The 23,592-nt window shown below is 65.2% G+C and carries 24 protein-coding genes; 16 read left to right on the top strand and 8 right to left on the bottom strand.

Going from position 1 to position 23,592, the window contains the following annotated elements; all coding sequences use genetic code 11:
- Positions 1-34 precede the first annotated feature (34 nt).
- The 3 genes from CJZ78_RS02425 to CJZ78_RS02415 form a co-directional block, all read right to left on the bottom strand.
- Positions 35-271 (bottom strand): hypothetical protein, encoded by a 237-nt coding sequence (locus tag CJZ78_RS02425; RefSeq protein WP_233128419.1) that lies wholly within the window; start codon positions 269-271, stop codon positions 35-37.
- 61 nt (positions 272-332) lie between these two features.
- The gene (locus tag CJZ78_RS02420; RefSeq protein WP_094559309.1) at positions 333-1,292 is read right to left on the bottom strand and encodes a putative selenate ABC transporter substrate-binding protein; all 960 of its coding nucleotides are present in this window, start codon (positions 1,290-1,292) and stop codon (positions 333-335) included.
- A gap of 47 nt (positions 1,293-1,339) precedes the next feature.
- Positions 1,340-2,545, bottom strand: a complete 1,206-nt coding sequence (locus CJZ78_RS02415) for a pyridoxal phosphate-dependent aminotransferase (RefSeq protein ID WP_233128418.1) — start codon at positions 2,543-2,545, stop codon at positions 1,340-1,342.
- 112 nt (positions 2,546-2,657) lie between these two features.
- On the opposite strand from CJZ78_RS02415, the gene CJZ78_RS02410 reads away from it, so the two are divergent.
- The 4 genes from CJZ78_RS02410 to CJZ78_RS02395 all read left to right on the top strand — a co-directional run bounded on the left by CJZ78_RS02410 (position 2,658) and on the right by CJZ78_RS02395 (position 6,310).
- Positions 2,658-3,287, top strand: coding sequence for a uracil-DNA glycosylase (locus CJZ78_RS02410; RefSeq protein ID WP_094559456.1), 630 nt, complete (start codon positions 2,658-2,660; stop codon positions 3,285-3,287).
- 81 nt (positions 3,288-3,368) lie between these two features.
- Positions 3,369-4,625 carry a (E)-4-hydroxy-3-methylbut-2-enyl-diphosphate synthase gene (ispG, locus tag CJZ78_RS02405; protein ID WP_094559307.1) on the top strand — a complete coding sequence of 419 codons (1,257 nt, stop codon included), beginning with the start codon at positions 3,369-3,371 and terminating at the stop codon, positions 4,623-4,625.
- A gap of 100 nt (positions 4,626-4,725) precedes the next feature.
- A complete protein-coding gene (locus tag CJZ78_RS02400) occupies positions 4,726-6,072 on the top strand; it encodes a S41 family peptidase (protein ID WP_094559306.1) in 1,347 nt (448 codons plus the stop codon).
- Between the two features lie 4 nt (positions 6,073-6,076).
- Positions 6,077-6,310, top strand: coding sequence for a DUF6737 family protein (locus CJZ78_RS02395; RefSeq protein WP_094559305.1), 234 nt, complete (start codon positions 6,077-6,079; stop codon positions 6,308-6,310).
- A gap of 6 nt (positions 6,311-6,316) precedes the next feature.
- Here CJZ78_RS02395 and CJZ78_RS02390 read toward each other — a convergent pair whose 3' ends face one another.
- From CJZ78_RS02390 to CJZ78_RS14005, 3 genes are all read right to left on the bottom strand, one after another.
- Positions 6,317-6,496: a hypothetical protein gene (locus tag CJZ78_RS02390; RefSeq protein ID WP_094559304.1), complete on the bottom strand. Its 180-nt coding sequence runs from the start codon at positions 6,494-6,496 to the stop codon at positions 6,317-6,319.
- A gap of 264 nt (positions 6,497-6,760) precedes the next feature.
- The gene (locus CJZ78_RS02385; RefSeq protein WP_094559303.1) at positions 6,761-7,423 is read right to left on the bottom strand and encodes an HD domain-containing protein; all 663 of its coding nucleotides are present in this window, start codon (positions 7,421-7,423) and stop codon (positions 6,761-6,763) included.
- Between the two features lie 10 nt (positions 7,424-7,433).
- On the bottom strand, positions 7,434-7,661 hold the full coding sequence (locus CJZ78_RS14005) for a hypothetical protein (protein WP_094559302.1): 228 nt from the start codon (positions 7,659-7,661) through the stop codon (positions 7,434-7,436).
- Between the two features lie 74 nt (positions 7,662-7,735).
- Here CJZ78_RS14005 and CJZ78_RS14000 point away from each other — a divergent pair, with 74 nt between their 5' ends.
- From CJZ78_RS14000 to CJZ78_RS02340, 8 genes are read left to right on the top strand one after another with little or no spacing between them, the layout of a single operon-like run.
- Positions 7,736-8,398, top strand: coding sequence for a MerR family transcriptional regulator (locus tag CJZ78_RS14000; RefSeq protein ID WP_158217020.1), 663 nt, complete (start codon positions 7,736-7,738; stop codon positions 8,396-8,398).
- A gap of 52 nt (positions 8,399-8,450) precedes the next feature.
- Positions 8,451-9,701 carry a VWA domain-containing protein gene (locus tag CJZ78_RS02370; protein ID WP_094559300.1) on the top strand — a complete coding sequence of 417 codons (1,251 nt, stop codon included), beginning with the start codon at positions 8,451-8,453 and terminating at the stop codon, positions 9,699-9,701.
- Positions 9,688-10,353, top strand: coding sequence for a metallophosphoesterase family protein (locus CJZ78_RS02365; RefSeq protein WP_094559299.1), 666 nt, complete (start codon positions 9,688-9,690; stop codon positions 10,351-10,353). The genes CJZ78_RS02370 and CJZ78_RS02365 overlap by 14 nt, the downstream gene beginning before the upstream one ends.
- A complete protein-coding gene (locus tag CJZ78_RS02360) occupies positions 10,350-10,724 on the top strand; it encodes a hypothetical protein (RefSeq protein WP_094559298.1) in 375 nt (124 codons plus the stop codon). The genes CJZ78_RS02365 and CJZ78_RS02360 overlap by 4 nt, the downstream gene beginning before the upstream one ends.
- A 47-nt stretch (positions 10,725-10,771) precedes the next feature.
- Entirely contained in the window at positions 10,772-12,025 is a 1,254-nt protein-coding gene (locus CJZ78_RS02355) for a PD-(D/E)XK nuclease family protein (RefSeq protein WP_158217019.1), read from the top strand.
- A 9-nt stretch (positions 12,026-12,034) separates the two neighbouring features.
- Positions 12,035-15,586, top strand: a complete 3,552-nt coding sequence (locus CJZ78_RS02350) for a TM0106 family RecB-like putative nuclease (protein ID WP_094559296.1) — start codon at positions 12,035-12,037, stop codon at positions 15,584-15,586.
- A 57-nt stretch (positions 15,587-15,643) separates the two neighbouring features.
- Positions 15,644-15,985: a hypothetical protein gene (locus tag CJZ78_RS02345; RefSeq protein ID WP_094559295.1), complete on the top strand. Its 342-nt coding sequence runs from the start codon at positions 15,644-15,646 to the stop codon at positions 15,983-15,985.
- Positions 15,985-16,485: a hypothetical protein gene (locus tag CJZ78_RS02340; protein ID WP_094559294.1), complete on the top strand. Its 501-nt coding sequence runs from the start codon at positions 15,985-15,987 to the stop codon at positions 16,483-16,485. The genes CJZ78_RS02345 and CJZ78_RS02340 overlap by 1 nt, the downstream gene beginning before the upstream one ends.
- Before the next feature lie 6 nt (positions 16,486-16,491).
- Here CJZ78_RS02340 and mfd read toward each other — a convergent pair whose 3' ends face one another.
- A complete protein-coding gene (gene mfd, locus CJZ78_RS02335; protein ID WP_094559293.1) occupies positions 16,492-20,040 on the bottom strand; it encodes a transcription-repair coupling factor in 3,549 nt (1,182 codons plus the stop codon).
- A 73-nt stretch (positions 20,041-20,113) separates the two neighbouring features.
- Between mfd and CJZ78_RS02330 the strand changes: the two genes are divergently transcribed.
- Complete coding sequence (locus tag CJZ78_RS02330; protein WP_143592827.1) at positions 20,114-20,866, top strand: hypothetical protein; 753 nt, start codon at positions 20,114-20,116, stop codon at positions 20,864-20,866.
- Here CJZ78_RS02330 and CJZ78_RS02325 read toward each other — a convergent pair.
- A complete protein-coding gene (locus CJZ78_RS02325) occupies positions 20,863-21,579 on the bottom strand; it encodes a hypothetical protein (RefSeq protein WP_094559291.1) in 717 nt (238 codons plus the stop codon). The two genes, CJZ78_RS02330 and CJZ78_RS02325, sit on opposite strands and share 4 nt — an antisense overlap.
- 91 nt (positions 21,580-21,670) lie before the next feature.
- Here CJZ78_RS02325 and CJZ78_RS02320 point away from each other — a divergent pair, with 91 nt between their 5' ends.
- Genes CJZ78_RS02320 through CJZ78_RS14160 form a run of 3 tightly spaced genes read left to right on the top strand, consistent with a single transcriptional unit; the run spans position 21,671 to position 23,491 of the window.
- Complete coding sequence (locus CJZ78_RS02320) at positions 21,671-22,453, top strand: DUF475 domain-containing protein (protein WP_094559290.1); 783 nt, start codon at positions 21,671-21,673, stop codon at positions 22,451-22,453.
- Positions 22,450-22,815, top strand: a complete 366-nt coding sequence (locus tag CJZ78_RS02315) for a DUF6464 family protein (protein ID WP_094559289.1) — start codon at positions 22,450-22,452, stop codon at positions 22,813-22,815. The genes CJZ78_RS02320 and CJZ78_RS02315 overlap by 4 nt, the downstream gene beginning before the upstream one ends.
- A complete protein-coding gene (locus CJZ78_RS14160; protein WP_094559288.1) occupies positions 22,808-23,491 on the top strand; it encodes a hypothetical protein in 684 nt (227 codons plus the stop codon). Before CJZ78_RS02315 ends, CJZ78_RS14160 begins: the two co-directional genes overlap by 8 nt.
- The last annotated feature ends 101 nt before the right edge of the window (positions 23,492-23,592 follow it).

Here is a 23,592-nt window from a genome sequence, read left to right as displayed (position 1 = left end):
AATCAGATCGGGGCCGCGGGGGTTCATGGCCGGATTAGAAGCGCCGCCGCTCAAGGCTGGCCGCCGAGGGCAGCGCCAGGGCCACCGCCAGCAGGGGAATCTCCAGCAACAGCTGGCCATTGCCGAAGGCGATGAAGGCCAGATCGAGGAAGGCGATGCTGCGCAGAAACAACGACCACGCCTCATCGCCCTCGTTGCCCGCCCGGCGCCAGAGCACCAGGCCAGCCAGTAGCAGCACCAGATCGATCAACCAGACCACAGACAGAGGCACCGGGATGCGTCAATTGTGAATGGTCTGGCACCCAGCGTGGCCAGCCTGGGCGTGGGGCCTGTTAGCGGATCTTGCCGATCTGGCGTCCCACGGATTCGATGGCCTTGTATTGGTCGTTGCTGGCTGGCACGAAGCGCTCAGCACCGAACAAGTCGAGGATCTGGGCTTGGCGAGGGTTGCTGGCTTTGAGCCCCACAAAGGCCTGCTCAAGTTTGATGGTAAAGCCCTTGCCATACTCTTGGTCAAGATTGGGTTGCACCACCCAGGTGTAGTTGGCGTAGCCAGGGGTGCGCCAGATCGGGATGACTTGTTGGGTAGTTACTTTCCCGGCCTTGAGCGTGCTTGTCCACACCTCTTCATTGACCACGCCGGCATCGTAGGTGCCGCTTTTCACCAGGGCGATCAGGGCGTCGTGGCTGCCGCTGAAGCCCGGTGCGCCGCCGGCAAAATCATTGAGCTGCACGCCCGCTTCATTGAGATAAAACTGCGGCATCAGCCGGCCTGATGTAGAACTTTCCGAGCCGAAGGTGAAGCGCTTGCCCTTCAGTTCGCGCAGGCCGTTCACGCCGCTGATTGGCTTGAGGCCGCTGCGGGGGTTGGCGATGAACACGCTGTGGAAAGAGCGGTCGATGTCACGCTGGGCCAGGGCGCGGGCGCCGGGCTTCTGCAGCCAGGCCTGCACGCCGGTGAGTCCGCCAAACCACACCAGGTCGAGATCGCCGGTGCGGAAAGAGGTCACCGCGGCGGTGTAATCGGTGACCGGGATGAACTTGACCGGCACCTGCAGCTGCTCGCTCAGTTCATCGGCCACAAGGCCGTACAGCCGATTCAGTTTTTCGGGGTTTTGATCGGGAATGGCGCTGATGCGCAGCACCCGCTTGTCTTGCGGCTGCACCGCGAGGTCGGCCCCTGTGCCGGGGGCTGAAGATCCGCGATCGGAGGGATTGGAGCAGGCCGTTGGGAGCAGACCGATCAGCAGGAGGCCGGCGAGTGCAACGGCCCAACGTTCTCGTGTGATCAAGGCAGGAGTGGCTCGGAAACGACCCAATCCTCCGCCATCGGCTGGCGCTACAGGCTGGCCAAGAAGCGCTGCAAGCGCGCCAGGCCGTCCTGGATGGTGGCAGGTCCGGCGGCGCAGGACAGGCGGATGCAGCGGTCGTCGCCGAAGGCCACGCCGGGCACCACCGCCAGACCAACCTCATCAAGCAGGCGATTGCACAGGGTCATGGAATCGAGGCCGTAGGCACTCACGTCGGGGAACGCGTAGAAGGCTCCCTCCGGCGGCAGCAGTTCCAGCCGTTCGATCGCCATCAGTCCCGCCGTCAGCAGGCTGCGGCGCTCATCGAACTGGGCGGCCATGGCGCGCACACAGTCGCGGGAGGCGCTGATCGCGGCCAGGGCCCCGAACTGGGCAAAGCTGCACACGTTGCTGGTGCTCTGGCTCTGCAGGGCGCTGGCGGCGGCCACCACCGACCGTGCACCCGCCAGCCAGCCGATGCGCCAGCCGGTCATGGCCCAGCCCTTGGCGAAGCCGTTGACGGTGAAGATGCGATCGGCCAGGTCGGGTGCCACCGCGGCAAAGCTGTGGTGGCTGTGGCCAGGAGCCAGCAGAAACTCATAGATCTCGTCGCACACCACCGCCACCTGGGGATGGCGGCGCAGCACGGCAGCGATCGCCTCCAGCTCCGGCCGGCTCAGCACCATGCCGGTGGGGTTGCCGGGGCTGTTGAGCACCAGCAGCTTGCTGGCCGGGGTGATGGCCGCTTCCAGAGCGGCGGGATCGAGCCGAAATCCCTGGGCCGCTGAGCTGGGAATCAGCGCTACCGAGGCTCCGGCCAGTCGGGCGATTTCGGGGTAGCTGAGCCAGTAGGGCGCCGGCAGCAGCAGCTCGTCGCCAGGCTCCAGCAGCACCTGGAACAGGTTGTAGAGGGCCTGTTTGCCGCCATTGGTGACCAGCACCTGGTCGGCGGTGGTGGCTACGCCGTTTTCCTGGCTCAGCTTGGCGGCGATGGCCTCGCGCAGGGCCGGTTCGCCGGCGGCGGGGCCATAGCGGGTGTGGCCCGCCTCCAGGGCTGCGGTGGCGGCCTCACGGATGAAGGCGGGCGTGTCGAAGTCCGGCTCGCCGGCGCTGAGGCTGCAGATGTCGTGGCCGTCGGCCTTGAGGGCCTTGGCGCGGGCGGCAATCGCCAGGGTGAGGGAGGGCTGCAGCGCCCTCGCCCGGGCCGAGAGAGCCGGGGTGGTGGTGGGTGCGGCGAACATCCCTGTGTCCGGCATCGGGATGCGCGGCTTCAGCACTGAAATCCATCCTGCCGCACGGTTTCTCCACCTACGGTTCGAGCTGGCACGAAAGGGGCAGTTCGTTGCTGAGCGTCACCACTGGTCCTTGATGACTTCCCCACTCCCGCCGCGCGACCCCTTGCAGCAGCTGGCCCGCTCCTGCGCTGCCTGCCGCCGCTGCGGCCTGGCGGCGGGCCGCCAGCAGGTGGTGGTGAGCCGAGGCAATCCAACCGCCCGGCTGATGCTGATCGGCGAGGGGCCGGGTGCCCAGGAGGATCTGGCGGGGCTTCCCTTTGTGGGTCGCTCCGGCCAGCTGCTCGAGCAGCTGCTGGCCGCCGCCGGGCTGGACAGCCAGAGCGACACCTACGTGTGCAACGTGGTGAAGTGCCGGCCGCCGGGCAACCGCAAGCCCACGGCTGCGGAAATGGCTGCCTGCCGCCCTTGGCTGGAGCAGCAGATCGCCCTGGTGGATCCCCTGGTGATTGGACTGGTGGGCGCCACGGCCCTGGAAGCCGTGCTGGGCATCCGCGGCGGCATCACCCGGCTGCGGGGCCAGTGGCGCGCCAGTGACCAGGACACCCCGAACCTTGGCGTCCTGCAGGGGCGCTGGTTGATGCCCCTGCTGCATCCCTCCTATCTGCTGCGCAATCCTTCCCAGGCGGAGGGATCTCCCCGCTGGCACACCGTTCGCGATCTGGCCGAGCTGCGCCGCCGTTTGATCGACCCGCCACTTGGCTGAGGTATCACTTGGCTGATCCGCCAGCGGTGGTGATGTTGTGACAGGCTTTGCGCAGCCTCCGGCCCCCAGCGCTCTCCCGTCATGACCGGCACCCTGGCCCGCCCCGACGCCTTCTCTCCCGACCGGGCCACCGACCCGACCAACGACTGGGCCAGCGACCCCCGTTTCGACACCCAGATCCACCGCCGCAAAACCCGCAGCGTGCGGGTGGGCGGCATCTGGGTCGGCAGCGACCACCCGGTGGTGGTCCAGTCGATGATCAACGAAGACACCCTCGACATCGAAGGGGCCACGGCTGGGATTCGGCGGCTGCATGAGGCCGGCTGCGAGATCGTGCGGCTCACCGTGCCGTCCCTGGCCCATGCCAAGGCGGTGAAGGAGATCCGCCAGCGGCTGGAAGACAGCTACAAGCCCGTGCCGCTGGTGGCGGACGTGCACCACAACGGCATGAAGATCGCCCTCGAGGTGGCCCAGCACGTCGACAAGGTGCGGATCAACCCCGGTTTGTTTGTGTTTGACAAGCCCGACCCCAACCGCACCGAATTCAGCCCCGAGGAGATCGCCGCTATCGGCGAGCGCATCACCGACACCTTCGAGCCGCTGGTCAGCCTGCTCAAGGAGCAGGACAAGGCCCTGCGCATCGGCGTCAACCACGGCTCCCTGGCCGAGCGGATGCTGTTCAGCTACGGCGACACGCCCATGGGCATGGTCGAGAGCGCCCTGGAGTTCATCCGCATCTGCGACCGGCTCGACTTCCACAACATCGTCGTGTCGATGAAGGCCTCGCGGGCGCCGGTGATGATGGCCGCCTACCGGATGATGGCCGCCCGCATGGATGCGGAGGGGTTCCATTACCCCCTGCACCTGGGCGTGACCGAAGCCGGCGACGGCGACTATGGCCGCATCAAGAGCACCGCCGGCATTGCGCCCCTGCTGGCCGAGGGCCTGGGCGACACGATTCGCGTCTCCCTCACCGAAGCGCCGGAGAAGGAGATCCCGGTTTGCTATTCGATCCTGCAGGCTCTGGGGCTGCGCAAAACGATGGTCGAATATGTGGCCTGCCCCAGCTGCGGCCGCACCCTGTTCAACCTGGAGGAGGTGTTGCACAAGGTGCGCAACGCCACCGCCCACCTCACCGGCCTCGACATCGCCGTGATGGGCTGCATCGTCAACGGCCCCGGCGAGATGGCTGATGCCGACTACGGCTACGTCGGCAAGACCCCTGGCAGCATCTCCCTCTACCGCGGCCGCGAGGAGATTCGCCGGGTGCCGGAGGCGGAAGGGGTGGAGGCCCTGATTGCCCTGATCCGGGAGGACGGCCGCTGGGTTGATCCCTGAGCGCTCCTGGCTTGTTGTCGTCCGGTTACCCACCCCCGTGGAAACCTTGCGGCGGCGCTAGTTTCAGAGAACGTTTCCCGTGCCTCCACGGCTTTTTCTGATGGCCAGCCCCCGCACCAGCCTGGTTGTGCTGGTAGGCATCGGTGCCTGTGCGGCCACGGCGGTTGTAGCTCGGGAAGTTGTCACGCCCCCGGGGGGCACGTCGCGGATCAGCGACAGCCCCAAGGAGGTGATCGACCAGACCTGGCAGATCGTCTTCCGCGACTATCTGGACATCAACGGCAAGTACAAACCGGAGCAATGGCGCAGCCTGCGCAGCAGTGTGCTGGCCAAGAGCTACGGCAGCACCAAAGAGGCCTACGAAGCGATCCGGGGCATGCTCGGCAGCCTCGATGATCCCTACACCCGCTTTCTCGATCCGCGGGAATTCAAGGAGATGCAGATCGACACCTCCGGAGAGCTCTCCGGGGTGGGCATCCAGCTGAGTCTCGATAAGGAGACCAAAAATCTTGTGGTGGTGTCGCCGATCGAGGGCTCGCCCGCGTCCAAGGCGGGGGTGCAACCCAAGGACGTGATCGTGGCCATCGATGGCAAGAGCACCAAGGGGATGAGCACCGAGGACGCGGTCAAACTGATCCGCGGTCAGGCCGGCACCTCGGTAACCCTCACCCTGCAGCGCAAGGGCCAGACCCTGGAGGTGCCGCTCACCCGCGAGCGCATTGAGCTCCATGCCGTTGACCATCAGATCAACACCACCACTGATGGGGTGAAGGTGGGCTACATCCGCCTGCGCCAGTTCAACGCCACGGCCACCAAGGACATGCGTCTGGCGGTGAAGGATCTGGAGGAGAAAGGCGCCCAGGGCTACGTGTTGGATCTGCGCAGCAACCCCGGCGGCCTGCTGATGGCGAGCGTGGAAATCGCCCGCCAGTGGCTCAACGAGGGCACGATTGTGTCCACCAAAACCCGCGATGGCATCCGCGATGTGAAGCGGGCCAACGGCCGCGCCCTCACCAACAAGCCGCTGGTGGTGCTGGTGAATGAAGGCTCGGCCAGTGCCAGTGAAATCCTCTCCGGCGCTCTGCAGGACAACCAGCGGGCGGTGTTGGTGGGGCAGAAGACCTTCGGCAAGGGTCTGGTGCAGTCGGTGCGGGGGCTCTCCGATGGCTCCGGCATGACCGTGACCATCGCCAAATACCTCACCCCCAGTGGCCGGGACATCCACAAGCACGGCATCGACCCCGATGTGACGGCGAAGATGACCGAGCTGGAGGCCCAGCGGCTCAAGCTGGAGGATCTCGGCACCCGCAAAGACAGCCAATACCGGGTGGCCGAGACCACCCTGGTGAAGCGGCTTCGCGCTGCCAATGGTGTGGAGAAGGCCTACAACCCGGCCAGCACCAACCTGCCTTCGGCTTTGGCCAAACCAACGGGCGCCGCCCGCTGACTGAATGACGGCTCCCGCTGAGTCGATCTGGACCCTGAAACCCTGGTGGTGTCAGCCCTGGAGCATCGTGCTAACAGGGGCTGTGGCTGTGGCCACGAGCTGGTGGTGGCTGCAGCGTTGGTGGATCACTGGGCCTGTGGCCCTGGTGGTGCTGCTCTGGTGGCTGCTATTTCTGGTGCTGGTGCCAGCCAGCTATCGGGCGCAGCAGCAGCAGCAGCGCCAGAGCCTGGATCCCTGATACGGCCTAGGCAACAGGCTGCATCAGGCCGCCACCGGGGCTGGAATCGTCATCGTCGTTGTTGTTTGTGTCGCCCTGAAGGAGGGCGTAGAGACCCAGGGCCACAAGGCTGACCACTCCGGAGATCAGACTGAAGCCACCGCTGAATCCGCCGAAGCCCGAAGTCGCGTCGATCACCTCGCCCATCGGACCCCGTTACACAAGTTCTCATGAATGTAACGGATTTTTGCGGGAGCTGGGCTGCTGGCTCGGCGGTGGCCTGATCGCATTCATCGGCTGAGTCGCCTGAGCTCCAGAGGTCTTCTCCGAGGCCGGTGATGGCATCCATCACGTAGGCAGAGCCTGGCGGCCAGCGCCCATCGCCCCAAATTTAGGGATGCCCCATGCCTGCGGCAGTGGTGTGCTGGAGCATCACTCCGTACCTCTCGCTGACCCAGTAACGAAACGGGGTCATGGGGTGTTCTCCTGGGAGTGGTTGTTGCGCTCGGCATAGCCCGCAGCCCACACCGCAGGTGCGATGCCATTAGGCACGATGCGCCGGTAGGGCTCGCTGGACAGGATCTCCTCAACCGCTTCACCAAGCCGTGCCACGGATCGACTGTGGGGCAAGCGCTGCTTGAGCTGCTGATGCATACGCAGCAAATACCAGGCTGAGCCATCGAGGCCGGCATTGAATTTGCACCACATGTCGGGTTGGCTGCGGGCATCGAGCACCATGTCGCCGGCGTTGTGGGCTTTGTCTGCCGCGGTGACCAGCAGGGATTGCACCGTCTTGGCGGCCAGGGAAGCGACGTAGCGGGTTTTGCGGATCAGCCAGGGCTCTTTCTCCCCAGGCGCGGTATCAGCGCTGGTGTCGGTGCAATCGCGCACGATGTCGGCCACCACCGCTCCAAAGCGCTCTGCGATGGAGGCATGGCTTTGGCCCGCATCCTCGATGGCGTCGTGGAGCAGGGCAGCGATCGCCTGGTCTTCTGTGCCGCCGTCTTCCCACACCATGGCGCTGACCGCCATCAGATGGGAGACGTAGGGCACGTTTTTGCCTTTGCGGCGCTGGTTGCGGTGCAGGGCCTCGGCCCAGAGCAGGGCTTCGCCAAAACGGGGGGTGATGGTCATGGCGTCTGGCCTACTGACGAACTTTGCAGTACCCCGCGCCGGCGTAGGAGGTGCCACCGGGACAGGTGGTGCCGTTTTTCGCCGAAACGTATTGGGCGTTGTTGCGCACCTTGCAGTAGCCGGCGCCGCCGTAGCTGGTGCCACCAGGGCAGGTGTTGCCGTTTTTGGCGGGGATCAGCAGCGGGTTGGCCTGGGCAAGGAGAACAGCGGCCGCCAGAGGAAGCAGGGGAAAGGACATCGGGATCACGGCGGAACATGACCACCCTACCTCGTTGCTTGACACTTGCAGTGCAAGCGTGTAACCATTGGTGCATGGCTGACTCCCTTTCCCTCTCGACGGCTGCCTCCCTGGGCTCCGATTCCCTCTACGGGCTGGAGGAGCTGCTGGCGCTGGCCGGTGAGCGTCTGGGGGAGGAGGTCACGCCACGCACGGTGCGCCTTTATGCCACCGAGGGCCTGATCGATCGACCCGGCAAAGACCGCCGCCGTGCTGTGTATGGCCAGCGCCATTTGCTGCAGCTGCTGTTGATCCGTGCCCTGGCCAGGCGCGGTCTCAGCCTCACGGCGATCGCTCCCTTGGTCACTTGCAGTGACGAGGAGCTCGGCCAGCAGCTGCTGCAGCTGGAGGAGCCATCCCCCTCGGCAGAGCAGCAGGAGGCCCTGTCCTATCTGCAGAGCCTGCAGGGCGAACGATCCCTATCGAGCTCCCCAGGCAGCAGCGCTTCTTTGCTGCCGCTGTTGGGCTCACCCCTGAGTAGCAGCTCCGCCTCCCTGTCTCCTCAGCGATCTCTCTCCACCCGATCGGCTGGGCGCTCCAACGTCGCCTCCAGCCGCTGGCATCGCTTCTCGCTGGCGCCAGGGGTGGAGCTGCATCTGAGCGAATCGGCCTCGATCCCACCAGCAGGCAAGCGCCGCGAAGCCTGGCTGGCCCGCCTGCTTGAGCGGTTGCGCGAGCAGCTCGAGAGCGAGAGCTGAGCGCCTCTGATCAGCCCTGAACAAACACCAACCCGATACCCCCGATAGACCCATGAACCCCTCTCTGCACTTCCGGCCGCTGCGGCCGGCGGTGGCCGCCGATGGCGCCACCACCCTCGATCTGCTGATCACGGTGCGTTCGCCTGAACACCCTCCGATGCAACTCAAGGAGCGTCCGGGTCTGAACCTGGCGCTGGTGATCGATCGCTCTGGCTCAATGGCTGGCAGCAAGCTCAGCCATGCCCGTAAGGCCGCCCGGTTCCTTGCGGGTGAGCTCACCGAGCGCGACCGGCTGGCGATCGTCACGTTTGACGAGGAGGTGAACGTGCTGGTGCCCTCCCAGCCGGTGCGTGATCCGCTCCTGTTTATCAGCGCCATCAACACCATCCACAGCGGTGGCTGCACTGCTTTGTTTGACGGCTGGCTGGCCGGTGCGACGCAGGTAGCCAATCAGCTCGATCCAGCTGGCTTGAATCGGGTGCTGCTGCTCTCCGATGGCCAGGCCAACGAGGGCCTCACCGATGCCGAAGCGATCGCAGCCAAGGTGGAGGGCCTGACCCAGCGCGGCATCAGTACCAGCGCTTTTGGCCTGGGCAGCGGCTTTGATGAGGACCTGATGGGGGCAATGGCTGCCGCCGGCGACGGCACCCTGGCCCAGATCGAATCCCCGAAGCAGCTGGCAGATCTCTACGCCAGCGAACTGCAGGGCCTGGCAAGCACGGTTGGGCGCAAGGTGAGCATTGGCATCCGTGCCAAGCACGGGGCTGAGTTGGTGGACCTGCTCAACGATCTACCGCTCACCAGCGCTGGGAATCACCAGCTGCCCAACCTCCGCTACGGCCAGGAGCTCTCGGTGGGTGTGCGGCTGCAGTTGCCGGCCTGGATGCCGAACCAGGAGATCGCCAGCGTGCGGCTGGCCTGGGATAGCCCAGATCAGGAGGGCCGCAAGACGCTGATCGAGCAGTTGACACTGCCGGTGAAACCCGAGGCGGAACTGGAGGGCCTCGAGGTTGATCCAGAGGTGGCTGAACAGCTGGCGCTGCTGAGGGCCAACCGCGAACGGCGCCTGGCGATCGAGGAACTCGACCGGGGTGATCTGCGGGCCGCCATGGCGAGCATTGAAGCGATCGACCAGCGCCTGAAGGGTCTGCCCCAGAGCGATGCCATCACCAGGGAACGCCGACTGCTGGCGGAGAAGAAGGAACTGATGACCCAGGACCGCAACCTCAGCCGCAAACGCCTGCGGCGTGAATCGCTGCGCTCCAGCCTCAACGTGTGGGAGAGCGGCGATGACAACGTCTGAGCGCAAGGCACCGGTGGTGGCGATCGGCGATGTGCATGGCTGCGCCACCTTGCTGCGAGAGACCATCTGGCCCCATCTGGGCAGTGGAGCCGAGCTGATCTTCCTAGGGGATCTGATCGACCGCTCGCCTGAACCCGATGGTGACCAGCAGGTGATCGAGCTGGTGCGTGAGCTGCAGGCCAATCCAGAGGTCTATGGGCTGGCTGGGGTAACCGTGCTGCGCGGCAACCACGAGCAGATGCTGCTCGATGCGCTTGCAGAGGAGGAGCCCGATCACGCCACTGATCTATGGCAGTGGAACGGAGGCAATGCAGGCTTCCTGCCGGTGGCCCGTGAGCATCAGGCCTGGCTGGAGAGCCTGCCGCTGACGGCACAGCGGGGCGAGTACCTATTTGTGCACGCCGGCGTTCGGCCGGGGGTGCCGCTGAGGCAGCAACGGGCAGAGGACCTGCTGTGGATCCGCGGACCCTTCTTGAACCGCGATCACGGCCTGCCCTACACGGTGGTGCACGGGCACACCTTCCAACGCAACTACCGCGTCGCCCAGCTGCCCCACCGGATTGGGATCGACACGGGGGCGTTCGTGAGCGGCCGACTCACCGCCCTGCCGATTGATCCTTGGGCAGAGCACAAACTGGAGGTGGCGGCATGAGCGCTATCAGCCCAATCAGCCGCGAGGAGCGGCTGGCCTATATCGATCTCTTCTACAGAGAGCGGGACCTGGCGATTGACAGTCCCTTCCACTACCTGGTGTTTGACGAGGCACTCTCGCCGGTGGTTCAGGCTGTGACGTTAGATCAACTACTGGAACTATATCCCACCGACGCTAGCTATTCAGAGAGAGTATGGAGCTGCTCTGATGTGGTGGACTTTGTGCGCGCCAAGCAGAAGCTCTGGCAAGGCGAGGGACTGCTACCGCAGCTCCACCGCAGAATGGGGACGATGATGCTCTATGTGCCGCAGCTTGATTCCGATGGACTTCGAGAGGCAGGGGCAATCGAAACGATTTACAGGAAGGCCTAAGGGCAAATAGCCCGCCAGTAAACAAATCACGACCCGAACCGTACCTATTGAACTATCAGCACGAGGCTAAATTGGAGCTAGATAAAGAACGCCTAGTCCGAATCGATCAGTTTTCCGAGCTCGTGAATAGCGAAGGCTTTGATGAGCTGGATCTCAAGCTGAAGGATCCGAATATCTTCTCCGTACTCGGTATCGAGCGAATGGAGATCAGGCATTCCAACTTTCTGGCCTGGCTACTCGACCCCGAGGGGACCCATGGCCTTGGATCGCTCTTTCTGAAGCGCTTTCTTCGGGACGTCTCCCTTCTAGACAGCCCCGAGTCCGTCAACGAAATAGGAATGCAAGACATAAATGCCAGGCGAGTCGAAGTTAGGCGCGAGTGGCGCAATATTGATATCCTCCTCGTCGCTGACGACTTGGCAGTATGCATCGAAAACAAAGTTGACAGCTCTGACAGCCAGAAACAGCTGGCTCGCTATAGGGAAATTGTCAATAAAAGCTTCCCTTCTTGCAGAAAGACGTTCGTCTACCTGACCCCTGATGGGCGCGACCCAGGAGACGAGGGCGAGCAAGCAAACTATATCAATTACTCATATCACCAAATCTCTTTGCACCTTGAGAGAATACTAAAGCTGCACAGGGAGTCGATGGCTCCAAGTGTCGGCATCTACATCAGTGACTACCTAGACAACCTCTGCACGAATCTCATGAAAGAAAGCCCGCTTAACGCCCTGGCCAGGCAGCTTTACGAAAGCCATAAAGAAATTTTAGACTTTATCTATGACAACAAGCCTGACGCGGCAACAATCGCCTGTGACTATATCAAGCAAAAAGTCTTAGACGAAGGCTGGAAGATGGGTTCATGCAGCAACTGCTATGTCCGCTTTCTGACGGGAGGTCTCAATGAAATTATTCCAAAAAATGCCAAAGGATGGAAAGGTCGTGAGCAGTTCTTGTTCGAGATTCGTCTGTGGGAGCAGAAGGGTTCTGTAGAGGGTTACTTCGCAACCGTGATCTCGCCGGGCGGTGCGCCCCTTGCGAGGTCGATTATTCGTGAGGCCATCGATCAAGTGCAGGATCCGGCCCGCAAGGACAACATCAGGGCAAAAAACTGGATCTCACAAATTCGAATTAGGATCAAGCCAGGAAATACCGACGAGGCGCCAGGTGACCAGGAGCCAATTCGGATTGCCATCGATGAGATATGGCCTCGAGTCCGCGAGATTGTTAACAAAGTGGACGAAAAACTGATGCTTGAGGGCGGCCGACTGGTGCCACTCAAGAACTTGTCGGAGGACTGATGTCAAAGCATGAGCAGCTTCATAAGAAACACGGATGCTTCAAAGCAGCCGGCCCTCATCACCCCCAGCAAGCTCTCACTCTTCTCCCGCAGCCCGCTCATCGGTGCCTGGTGGGAAGAGCTAGAAGCACGCGGCCTCTTTGAGGGAGCCAAACCTGAGCCCAATGCGCTGGATCAACAGCTTTTTGCCGATGGTCTGCGCCATGAGCAGGTGCTCCTCGCCAAGCTGGAAGCCCAGGGCCATCGCATTGCCCGTCTGCCCGGCAAGCAGAACAGCGCCGACTACGCGGCCACAAAGGCAGCAATGGCAGAGGGCTTTGACTTTATCCACCAGGCCTCGCTCTGCAACGACGAACTACGGGGCTCAGCTGATCTGCTGCGCCGCATCGAACAACCCTCATCCCTGGGGGCCTGGAGCTACATCCCAATCGAGTGCAAGCTCGCCTCCAAGCCCAAGACCACCTTTCTGGTGCAGGCCTCGGCCTACTGCGAGCTGCTGACTCCGCTGCTGGGCCAGCGGCCTGATCACTTTGAGCTTTACCTCGGTGGTGGCCGCTTTCAGCGCTATGCCACAGATCAGTTCTGGGCCTGGTATCAGCTGCTGCGCCAGCGCTACCGCACCTTCCGAGCAGCCTTTGACCCACAGGCCATTCCGGAGGACATGCCCGGCGACCACGGCGGCTGGACTGCCTTCATCGAGCAGCGGCTGGCCGATCAGCGCGATTTGATGCTGGTGGCGAACATGCGCCAGAGCCAGCGGCAGAAGCTGCGCGCTGCTGGCATCACCACCATTGACGCCCTCGCGGCATTGCCCGGCGGCACATCGGTACCGGGGGTGAACCCTGAAACGCTGCATGAACTGCGGCAACAGGCCGAACTGCAGCTCACCCCTGCTGGGGCCGATGGCCGGCCGGCCTACCGCCTGAGGCCCGTCGTCAACGGCAAAGGTCTGGCGGCCCTACCTGCCGCTGACGATGGTGACATCTGTTTTGACATGGAGGGCGTCCAGGACTCGGTGGCTGGCACAAAGCTCGAATACCTCTTTGGCGCTTGCTATCGCGATGTGCCTGGCGGCGAGTCGCAGTTCAAAGCCTGGTGGGCCCACAGCCCTGTGGAGGAGAAGAAGGCCTTTGAGCAGTGGGTGGACTGGGTGGAAGCGCGGCGTACGCGTCATCCGGGCCTGCGGGTGTACCACTACGCCAGCTACGAGAGGACGGCGATGCGCCGTCTGGCCCAGCAGCACTGCACCCGAGAAGCGGTGATCGATGAGTGGCTGTGCTCTGGCCTGCTGGTGGACCTGCTGCCGGTGGTGACTAGCTCGATCGTGCTGGGTGAGCCCAGCTATTCGATCAAGAAGGTGGAGCACCTCTACATGGAGAAGCGCGAGGCAGAAGTGACCAACGCCGGCGACTCGGTGGTGGCCTACCTCAACTGGCAGAACTCTGGCGAACCCGATCGCCCCGGGGTTTTGCCCGCTGGTAGTCCCCTGCTCAAGAACATCGAGAACTACAACCGCGAGGACTGCGAGTCGACCGTCCTTCTGCATGACTGGCTGCGCGATCTCAAGCGGGAGCAGGGGCTGCCGGAGGAACACCTGCAGCTGAGCAGTGAGGGCCAGGAACCCAAGGAGCCCTGGCCGCTGGAGCAACTCAGTGCCCAGCTGCTGGCCGAACTGCCGGAGGAGCTGCAGAGCGATCCGCCTGCCAACGCCAGAGATGCGCTCCTCGCCGCCCAGGAAGAAGGCGGGAAACGAGGCATGAGTTGGCGGGTGCAGCGCTTGTTGGCCCAGCTGCTGCCCTTCCACCACCGCGAGGCCAAGGTGGCCTGGTGGGCCTATTTCGACCGGCGCAACAGGGCCGAACTCAGCCCGGGTGATCTGGTTGACGACGGAGAAGCGATCGCCGAGGCCCGCTGGAAAAGTGTGGAGCCGCGCGAGAGCAAGCTCACCGGAGCCGATTACCACACCTTTTCATTTGATCCGGCGCAGCCGCTGAAGTTGCGGGCCGACAGCGGTGATCGGGGCCTGCAGCTGGAGATCCCCGAAACCGGCCTGAAGGTGAGTGTCGAGTCGCTCGATGCCGAACGCGGCCGCGTCACTTTGAAGCTGCCATGGAAAAAGCGCGATCAGCGCCGCGCCGATGGGCTTGGCGATGGCATCCCCGATCGGCTCACATCGCTGATCAAGGTGCCGGCCGACATCAGCGAGAAGCTGCGCGAGAGCCTGCTGGAGCAGGCCAATGCATGGCTGGACGGCAACCAACCACTGCCGCCGGCGATGCTGCAGCTGCTGGAGCGCCAGCCCATTGCCGAGCTGGTGACCCTCAATAGCGCCATTGCGGCTGAGCCGGGCTCTGTTGCACCCCGGCTGGCGAGCTTCCTTGCCAACTCCAGCGGCGTCACCCTGGCGCTGCAGGGCCCGCCAGGGACGGGTAAATCAACGGTGACAGGCCAGGTGATCGCCCAGCTGGTGGCCGACGGCAAGCGGGTGGCGATCAGCTCGAATAGCCATGCCGCCATCAACAACCTGCTGATTAAGGCCCACACCACCTGCCAGAAACAGGGGCTTGGGGAGAGGGTGGTGAAGTGCAGCAGCAGCAAGAAGGAAGAGGTGCTGCAGGAGCGCGGCATCCCCTTGGTGCCTCCAGCAGCGATCGCAGAGGAGATGGCGGTAGTGGGCGGCACGGCCTGGATGTTCTGCCGAGAGGAGCTGGCTGATCAATTCGACCTGCTGGTGATCGATGAAGCAGGCCAGATGTCGCTGGCCAACCTGCTGGTGATGGCCCGCTGCGCCAAAACGATCCTGCTGGTGGGCGATCAGCAGCAGCTGGCCCAACCATCCCAGGCCGATCATCCCGGCGACTCAGGGCGCTCGTGCCTTGAGTACCTGATGCAGGGCGCCCACGTGGTGCCTGACGATCGCGGCGTGTTCCTGGCCACCAGCTGGCGGATGGAACCCTCGCTCACGGCGATGGTGTCGCAGCTCTTCTATGACGGCCGGCTCAAGGCCAATCCCGCCAACGCCGTCAACGCGATCTGCTGGCGCCAGCGCTGTCTGGCGGCGACTGGTGAGCCTTTGCCAGAGCAGGGGTTGGTGTTTGAGCCCGTGGCCCACAGCGGCTGCAGCGTTGTCTGCGAAGCCGAGATCGATCGGATCGAGCAGATCGTCGATGCCTTGCTCAACGGCAGCTACTGCCATGCGCGTGCTGGCGGAGAGCAGCGAGGCGTGCTCGGGCCGGAGCAGATCCTGGTGACCGCTCCCTACAACGTGCAGGTGAACCGTCTGCAGCAGCGCCTCGGCAAGCGGGCGCGGGTGGGCACGGTCGACAAGTTCCAGGGTCAGGAAGCGCCGGTGGCGATTCATTCGCTCACGGCCAGTGACGGTGATGCCGCACCACGGGGCCTGGGCTTTCTGCTGGAGCCCAACCGGCTCAACGTGGCGATCAGCCGCGCTCAGTGTCTCTCGATCGTGGTGGGCTCACCCGGCCTGACCACCGGGATTGCCAACACGGTGGAGGAGGCCGAGCAGATCAACCGGCTGTGCAGCATCACGTCGAACGCGTAGAAAGCGGCACCCCCATACTGGAATCTGTGACACACTGAAATCGGTGCAGCAGGTTCCATGGCCAGCGTCAACTTCACCGCCTCCGTGGACCGCGATCTTCTGCGCCGGGCCAAGGTTTTGGCGGCTCAGCACGACACCTCGATCAGCGCCCTGCTCAATGCGGAGCTGCGCTATCTGGTGGAAACCTGCGAGCTGGCCGAGCAGCACGGCAACCGCAATGCCACGTTGCTGCTGGGGTTTGCCCTCGGCCGCATCAGCGACATCGAGGTGATGGAGCAGCTCAATCTCGATCACGAAGAGGACCTGTTCCTGTTGCTGGCCCAGGCCCACCTGCCGATGCCGCGCCTCGCCGATCAGGCCACTGAAGCCATGGTGAGCGACCTGCAGCAGCTGGTCTGATGGGGGACGCCCCCGTTCTGATTCCTGATGCCGGGCCCTGGATCACCCTGGCCTATGCCGATGGTCTGGATCTGTTGCTGAAGCCGGGCTGGCCTCTGGCCATGGTGGACATGGTGCTGGAGGAGCTCACCCGTAGCCACACACCCACAAGCCAGCAGATCGCTGCGTGGGTCACCGATCAGCAGATCCCCGTTTTGAGCACAGAGGTGTGCCGCCGGGCAGCAGGGCGCCGCCAACGCCATCTGGGTGAGATGGCCATTCAAGAAACGATGCAGGCCATGGCAATGGAGCAGCCTCCCCGTCGAGGCGTATTTCTGTTTGAAGACCACAAGATCGCCCGCGCCACCTTCCTGCTGCCGCCGGGTTGTCTCAAGGTCACCACCCGCGCCTGGTTGTTGTTTCTGGAGCGTGAGGGGTGGCTGGATTCAGCCGTGGCAATCGAGAGGCGGGCCATCGAGGCCGGGCGTCAGTTTTCGCGGCTGCGGTTTCCGCTGGATTGATCGCCCTCACACCGCCAGCACCGCCTCGTTCTGGGCCGCCTGCTGCTCGCTGCGCTGGGCCTCGGTGAGGCCATCGGCGCCGGGGAGTTGGGCGGCCATCTGGTTCAGCCAGCCCATCAGCTCCTCCAGTTGCTTCTCGGCGGGCAGCACGCCCAGGCCCCGGGCCAGCACCTTGGCGGTGCTCCCCGACCCCGGCTGATACACGAGCCGCCCATGCAGGTGCTGGGGCAGACCCTGGCGCAGCAGCCGGAAGGCCGGCTCTTCCATCGGTGTGTCCAGGGCGATGTTGGGCTTTTCCGGCTTGATGCGCGAGAAGCCGCAGCGCTTGGCCACCAGCTTCAGCTCCATCAGCTGCAGCAGCGATTGCACCGGCGCAGGGATGGCCCCATAGCGATCCACCCAGCCGGCCGCCAGCTCCACTAGGGTTTCCCTGTTACTGCAGTCGGCGGCGGCGCGGTAGGCCGCCATCTTTTCGTCGTTCTCGGTGATCCAGTCGCCCGGGATGAAGGCGGTGATCGGCAGGTCGATCTGGGTGTCGTCCACCGCCGGGATGTCCTGGCCCTGGATCTCGGCGAGGGATTCCTGCAGCATCTCCATGTAGAGGTCGAAGCCGATCGCCTCCATCTGGCCGCTCTGTTCCACCCCCAGCAGGTTGCCCACGCCGCGGATTTCCATGTCGCGCATGGCCAACTGGTAGCCACTGCCCAGCTGGGCGAATTCCTGAATCGCCCGCAGCCGCTGGCGTGCCGCTTCGCTGAGGGAGGCATCGCCGGGATAGAAGAGCCAGGCGTGGGCCTGGATGCCGCTGCGGCCCACCCGGCCGCGCAGCTGATACAGCTGGGCCAGACCAAACTTGTGGGCGTCCTCGATCAGGATCGTGTTCACCCTGGGGATGTCGAGGCCGCTCTCCACGATCGTGGTGCAGAGCATCAGGTCGGCCTCACCGGCGTTGAAGGCCACCATGGCGCTCTCCAGCTCCCCCTCGGCCATCTGGCCGTGGGCCACCAGCAGCCGTAGGCCCGGAATCATGCTCTGCAGTTGGGCGGCCACATCGTCGATGCCCTCCACCCTGGGCACCACGTAAAAGATCTGGCCGCCGCGGTCGATCTCCTGGCGGATGGCGCTGCGCACCGCCTCCTCATCGAGGGCGGCCAGGTGGGTTTTGATCGGCCGGCGCAGCGGCGGCGGTGTGGTGATCAGGCTCATCTCGCGCACGCCCGAGAGGCTCATGTAGAGGGTGCGTGGGATCGGTGTGGCGCTGAGCGTCAGCACGTCCACGTCTTTGCGCAGGGCCTTGATTTTTTCCTTCTGGTTTACGCCGAAGCGCTGCTCCTCATCCACCACCAGCAGGCCCAGCTGCTTGAAGCCGGTGCCTTTGGAGAGCAGTTGGTGGGTGCCCACCACCACATCGACTTTGCCGCTGGCCAGCCCCTCGAGGATCACCTTGCGCTCGCCGGCGGTGCGGAAGCGGTTGAGCAGGCTCACCTTGAGCGGATAGGGCGCGAAGCGCTCCGAGAGGGAGCGCCAGTGCTGCTGGGCCAGCACGGTGGTGGGGGCCAGCATCGCCACCTGCTTGCCGGCGGTCACAGCTTTGAAGATGGCGCGGATGGCCACCTCGGTTTTGCCGAAGCCCACATCGCCGCACACCAGCCGGTCCATGGGCTGGGGCTGCTCCATGTCGCGTTTCACATCGGCGATCGCCTTCACCTGATCGGGGGTGGGTTCGTAGGGGAAGGAGTCTTCGAGCTCGTGTTGCCAGGGGCCATCGGCCGGGAAGGCGAAACCCGGGGCCTGGTGGCGCTCGGCATAGAGCTTCACCAGATCCAGCGCCACCTTGCGCACGGCCTTCTGGGCCCGCTCCTTGGCCTTGGTCCAGGCCGTGCCGCCCATGCGGTTGAGCTCGGGCGGGGCATCGGTGCTGGCGCGGTAGCGGCCGAGGCTGCCCAGCTGGTCGGCGGCGACCCGCAGCAGGCCGTCGGCGTACTGCACCACCAGGTAGTCGCGCGATTCGCCGCTGATCGCCAGCTTTTCCAGCTTGAGAAACCGGCCGATGCCGTGGTTGCGGTGCACCACAAAGTCGCCCGGCTGCATCTTGTTGGGATCCACCGTGCGGCTGGCGGCCTTGCGCCGCCGCCGCACATAGCCGCTGGCGGCCAGGGCGTGCTGGCCGAAGAACTCCCGATCGGTGATCAGCACCAGCTTCCAGGCCGGCAACTGCAGCCCTTCGAGCTCGGCGGTGCCCTTGGTTTTCAGCGCCACCGGCGTGGCCTGCTCCACCAGCCGATCAATGGCCGGGAAGTCGGTGGGGTTGGGCACGAAGCGGGTGATGCAGTCGTGCTCCTCCAGCAGGGCTACCGCCCGGCTGGGCTGGGCCGAGAGCAGCCACACCGTGGCCTTCTCGGCCACAAAGCCCTTCACCAGCCCCGCCAGCTTGCCGAAGGCGTTGGGGTAGGCCGGCACCGAGCGGGAGGCCAGATCGAGACTGTTGGGGTAGCTGTCGGTTTCGTGCAGCTCGGCCAGATCGAAGCCGCCGAAGGCTGCCGCCTGCTCCAGGGCCTCGCTGGGCGGGCGGTGCAGCAGCGGTGGCAGCAGAGCCAGCTCCTGGCACACCTCGCTGTGATGCTCCACAACATGGTCGAACCACTGCTGGCCGTGGGAGAGGCAATGGCGCCGCTCGTCCACGGCGATCAAGGTGTGGGCGGGCAGGTAATCGAGCAGGCAGGCCGGTTGCTGCCAGGCCAGCCCCATCAGCCGCCGCAGGCCCTCGGGGGTGCCGCCCTCCAGCAGCTGGTCGCTGGCCTCGGCGCTCAGCAGCTGATCCAGTTCATCGGGCATCGCCTCGCGCAGGGCATCGGCGATCAGTGGGCCGTAGCCGGTGGGGGTGAGGCGCACCACCTCAACGGCATCGAGGGAGCGTTGGGAGGCTGGATCAAACTCCCGCAGCTTCTCCAGCTCCTCGCCAAAAAATTCCAGCCGCACCGGCAGCTCGGCGCTTACCGGAAACACGTCGATGATGTCGCCGCGGCGGCTCCAGCAGCCCTCCTGCTCGATCGTGGGCACCCGCTCATAGCCAAGGCGCGTCAGCGTGGTGGCTAGCTCGTCGAGATCCACCGTGTCGCCCTTGCGCAGGCTCAGGCACTGGGCCTGCAGGGCCTCCGGCGGCGGTAGGTGGGGCTGCAGGGCCCGCTCGGTGGCCACGATCGCCAGGCGCTGGCCGCCATCCAGCAACTCCGCCAGCACCTGCAGCTGGCCCCAGGTGATTTCGCTGGTGGGATCGAAGGGCTCGTAGGGGCTCGCTTCACTGGTGGGATAAAGCTGGCAGCTGGGCCAGCCCATCAGCTCCAGCAGCGCCGCCCAGCGCCCGGCCTCCTCCAGGGTGGGCACGATCACCAGCAGGGGAGCGCCGGCGGCGCCCGCCAGCGCCGAGCTGATCAGGGCCCTGGCCCCCCGGCCAGCGCCGCTCAGTCGCAGGCGCTCGGGCCGCTTGCTGCGCTCCAGCACCTCCCCGGTGAGGGATGCCTGCTGCAGTTGACGCACCAGGGCGGAGAGGGGCATGGAGGCGCGGGAGGCAAGAAGCCCCGATCTTCGCAACCAGCCTCAGACTGGTGCGGACCGTCCGACTGCCCTGGTGCGTTCTCGCCGTCCGTCCCGCCTGGATCGCCCCCACGGCCAGGTTTCCCTGCGTGTGCTCAGCGGGCTGCTGGCTTTACTGGGCGCCGGATTGGTAGCCCAACTGTCGAGGCCTGGGGTGGAGGCCCCGCCGCTTCCCCCGCCCGCCCTCTCCCAGCCCGCTGCCCCGTCGTCGGCATTGGAGGCGTCTCTGCTGCAGCAATTGGCTGTGGCCGATCAGCAGTGGATCCCCAGGGCAGAAACCCTTGCCAACGGTGCAATCCGTTACCACTACCGCCGCCGCGCCGATCAACCGACGCTTTCAGTGGCTGAGCTGCGTGCCCTGATCGCCAATCCCCCCAGCTTTGGAGTGGAGCGGCAGGCGATTGCTGAACTGCTGAGCGTGTTGGCGACAGCGGGGGTGCGCCTGGAGCTCACCGAGCCGCCCAAGCTGGGGGCGGCGGGTGAATGGGATCCCCAGGCGCGCACGCTGCGCATCCAGCCCCGGGTGGTGGAGAAGGGCAGTGCGGAATTCGCCACGGTGCTCAACCATGAGGCCATTCATGTGGCCCAGAGCTGCCGCAACCGGGGGGTGCGCTCCAGTCCGCGGCTGCTGGGTCTGCCCACCGCCTTGCCGGCCCACCTGGCGGGGGTGCTTAATGATCCGGTGTACCGCCAGGCCTCAGCCCACGAACAGCAGCTCGAGCGGGAGGCCTATGCCAACCAGGCTCAATCGGGTCTGGGTGCCCAACTGGTGCGCCAGCACTGTTAAGGGTTCTGCCCGGCCAGCCATTCACTCTCCAGCAGCATGTTGAACTGCAGCAACTGGGCGTCGCTGAGCTGCTGGCGGCTGGTGAGGGAGAAGTGCTGCTCGAGAAAGGCCCGGCCCTGGCCGGGATCCCATTGCAACTGTCCCAGCAGCGCGTCGCACTGGCTGAGCAGCTCCCGGCGCCGCAGCGGAGCCGGGGCGGTGGCTGGATCCGTGCCCGGTGCAAATCCCTCCAGGGCCTGGAGGTAGGCCAGCAGATCGCCGTAGCTGGTGAGGCGATTGCGGTTGGGGTGGTTGAACACCCGCTCCAGGTAAATCGCCTCCTGGTCGCGGTCCCAGCCGAGCCGTTGCAGTTCCAGATCCAGTCGGGCCAGTTCGCTGCTCCAGTCCTCCGGATCGGCAGGGGGTTCCTCGGCGAGCTGGGCGGCCGGCGGGCTCGGCTGCTCTTGGTGTGGCGGCGGGCTGGGCGTTGGGTTGCTGGGCAGGGCTGATGGGGTTGCTGAAGCGGGTGTTGGAGCCGCTGTAGCTGCTGGCGGCGTTTTGGGGGTGAGGCGGGCCGCCAGGCGTTGGCGGGCCCTGTCTTCGGCCTCCTCCGCCGTGGCGGCTTCCCCAAGGGCACCGTCGACGAGAGTGCCGCCGCGCCGCGCCTGCACCAGCACCACCCGGCTGCCGTTGTCGGCATGCACCAGTTGGACCTCCAGCTGTGACTCCTCCACGTGCTGTAAACCCTCCACGAGCTGTGAATCCTGCAGCGGGCGGCTCAGGGTGTCTTTCTAGACTGCTTTTCATCTTGGCCCGCTGCAGCCCGTGGAAGCCGAGTCGATCCAGTCCCTCACTCCCCTGATCAACCAGGCCGATCAGTGGAAAGAGGTGCTGCTGCTGCTGCCCTTGCTGGTGGCGCTCGAGGCCGTGCTTTCCGCCGACAACGCCATTGCCCTGGCGGCGATCGCCCGTGGCCTGGAGGATCCGGCGCGTCAGCGCCAGGCTCTCAACCTGGGCCTGGCGCTGGCGCTGGTGTTTCGTCTCGGCCTGATTGTGGCGGCTCAGTGGGTGCTGAATTTCTGGCCGTTGCAGCTGGCGGCAGCGGGGTATCTGCTGTGGCTCTGCGGCCGGCATCTGCTGCTGGTGTGGTCGGAGCCCGGAGATGGGGCTGAATCCAGTGATTTGGCCACAGCCGGCGCTGGTGCCGAAGGCTCCGGTGGATCAACCCATCCCGGCTCGCTCCACCACGCCGGCCTCGGCTCGATCGTGGCCACCCTGGCCCTCACCGACCTCGCCTTCTCCCTCGACAGCGTGGCTGCGGCGGTTGCGGTGAGTGATCGTTTGCTGCTGGTGATGGCGGGTGGTGTGATCGGAGTGATTGCCCTGCGGCTCACCGCCGAGCTGTTCATCCGTTGGCTGGAGGTGTACCGGCACCTCGAGACCGCCGGCTACCTGGCGGTGGGTCTGGTGGGGATTCGGCTGTTGCTGCGGCTTGGTCTGCCCCAGGTGGTGCCGCCGGAATGGGTGCTGCTGCTTGTGGTAGCGGCCCTCTTCGCCTGGGGCTTCTCGGCGCGCAACGCCCCACTGGAAATACCGCCCGAGTCATGAGGGTGGAGCTGCGCCAGATCGGCAGCGATCAGCTGCTCGATGCCCTGGAGGTGGCCGAGCTTGGTGAGGTGCCCCAGCCCGGCCGTTGGCTGGAGGCGGCTGGCCGTAGTTTTCTGGTGCTGCAGCGCCGCCACCGCTACCAGCTGCGCAATGGCCGCTATGAACTCGCCTCCGTGGCGCTCCAAGTAAAGGCCCAGCGGCGGCCCGCCGATGCCCGCTGGTGGCAGAACCAATGGGTGATCGGCGATCCCAGCTGCCGTTTCAACGCCCGTAGCCCGCTGCTGCGCTGCGCCGTGCTGCCCGATGGCCCCTGCGAGCGCTGCAGCCACTTCGCCGTGGCGGGCGCTGCCGGCCATGGCTGAACCAGAGCAGCCGGTCTGGATCACGGGGCGCCTGATCCGGGGTTATGGCGTCGCCTCTGGGCGCGATCCCGGCTCCCCCTACCCGGCCGGCACCATCAGCCTGCAGCGCCCCCTGTTTGCCCAGCGGGGCCTGGATCTGTCTGACTGTTTCGCCGGCACCCTCAATCTCAGCCTGGCACCCCTGGAGTTGCGCAGCGAGCACCCCGACCACTGCTTTGAGCAGCTCCTTTGGACCGATCGCCATCCGCCGGAGACCTTTCGGTTTTGGCGTGTGCTGGTGCGCTGCGGCGACTCCCCTGCCGTGGAGGGGTGGATCTATCAGCCCGATCCGCAGACCAAACAACGCCACGGGCAGCCGCCCCAGGTGGTGGAAGTGCTGGCGCCGCCGCTGGAGGGGATTGCGCCCGGTGTGGAGATCGCCCTCGGGGTGGACCCCCACCGCCTCTGGACTATCGAAGGCACCCGCCTGTGGGCGCGCCTGCTGGAGTTTTTCAAATTTCGGGTGTTGGCAGCCCAGGACGCTTTCTTCCGCGACTGGCGCGATTCCCCCAGCGGTGCCGTGGATCCGGCCCGTCTGCGGCTGTGGCTTCTGGGGGCCTGGCCCGAGGCTCTGGCCCTCTGCGACAGGGATCTGCTGGCCACCTGTGACCAGGCCTGGCGGCTCTATGGCCCCTGACAGGGGTGCGGTCCGTTGCCCAGGCCCCCCCTAGGGTGGAGAATCCCGCAGAGCCGGCGATCCGTCAGTCCCCTCCCCGATCCCGCACCGCAACGGCCATC

The sequence above is a fragment of the Synechococcus sp. 8F6 genome (assembly GCF_002252665.1).
GTDB lineage: Bacteria > Cyanobacteriota > Cyanobacteriia > PCC-6307 > Cyanobiaceae > Cyanobium_A.
This window is presented reverse-complemented; position numbering and strand designations above follow the sequence as displayed.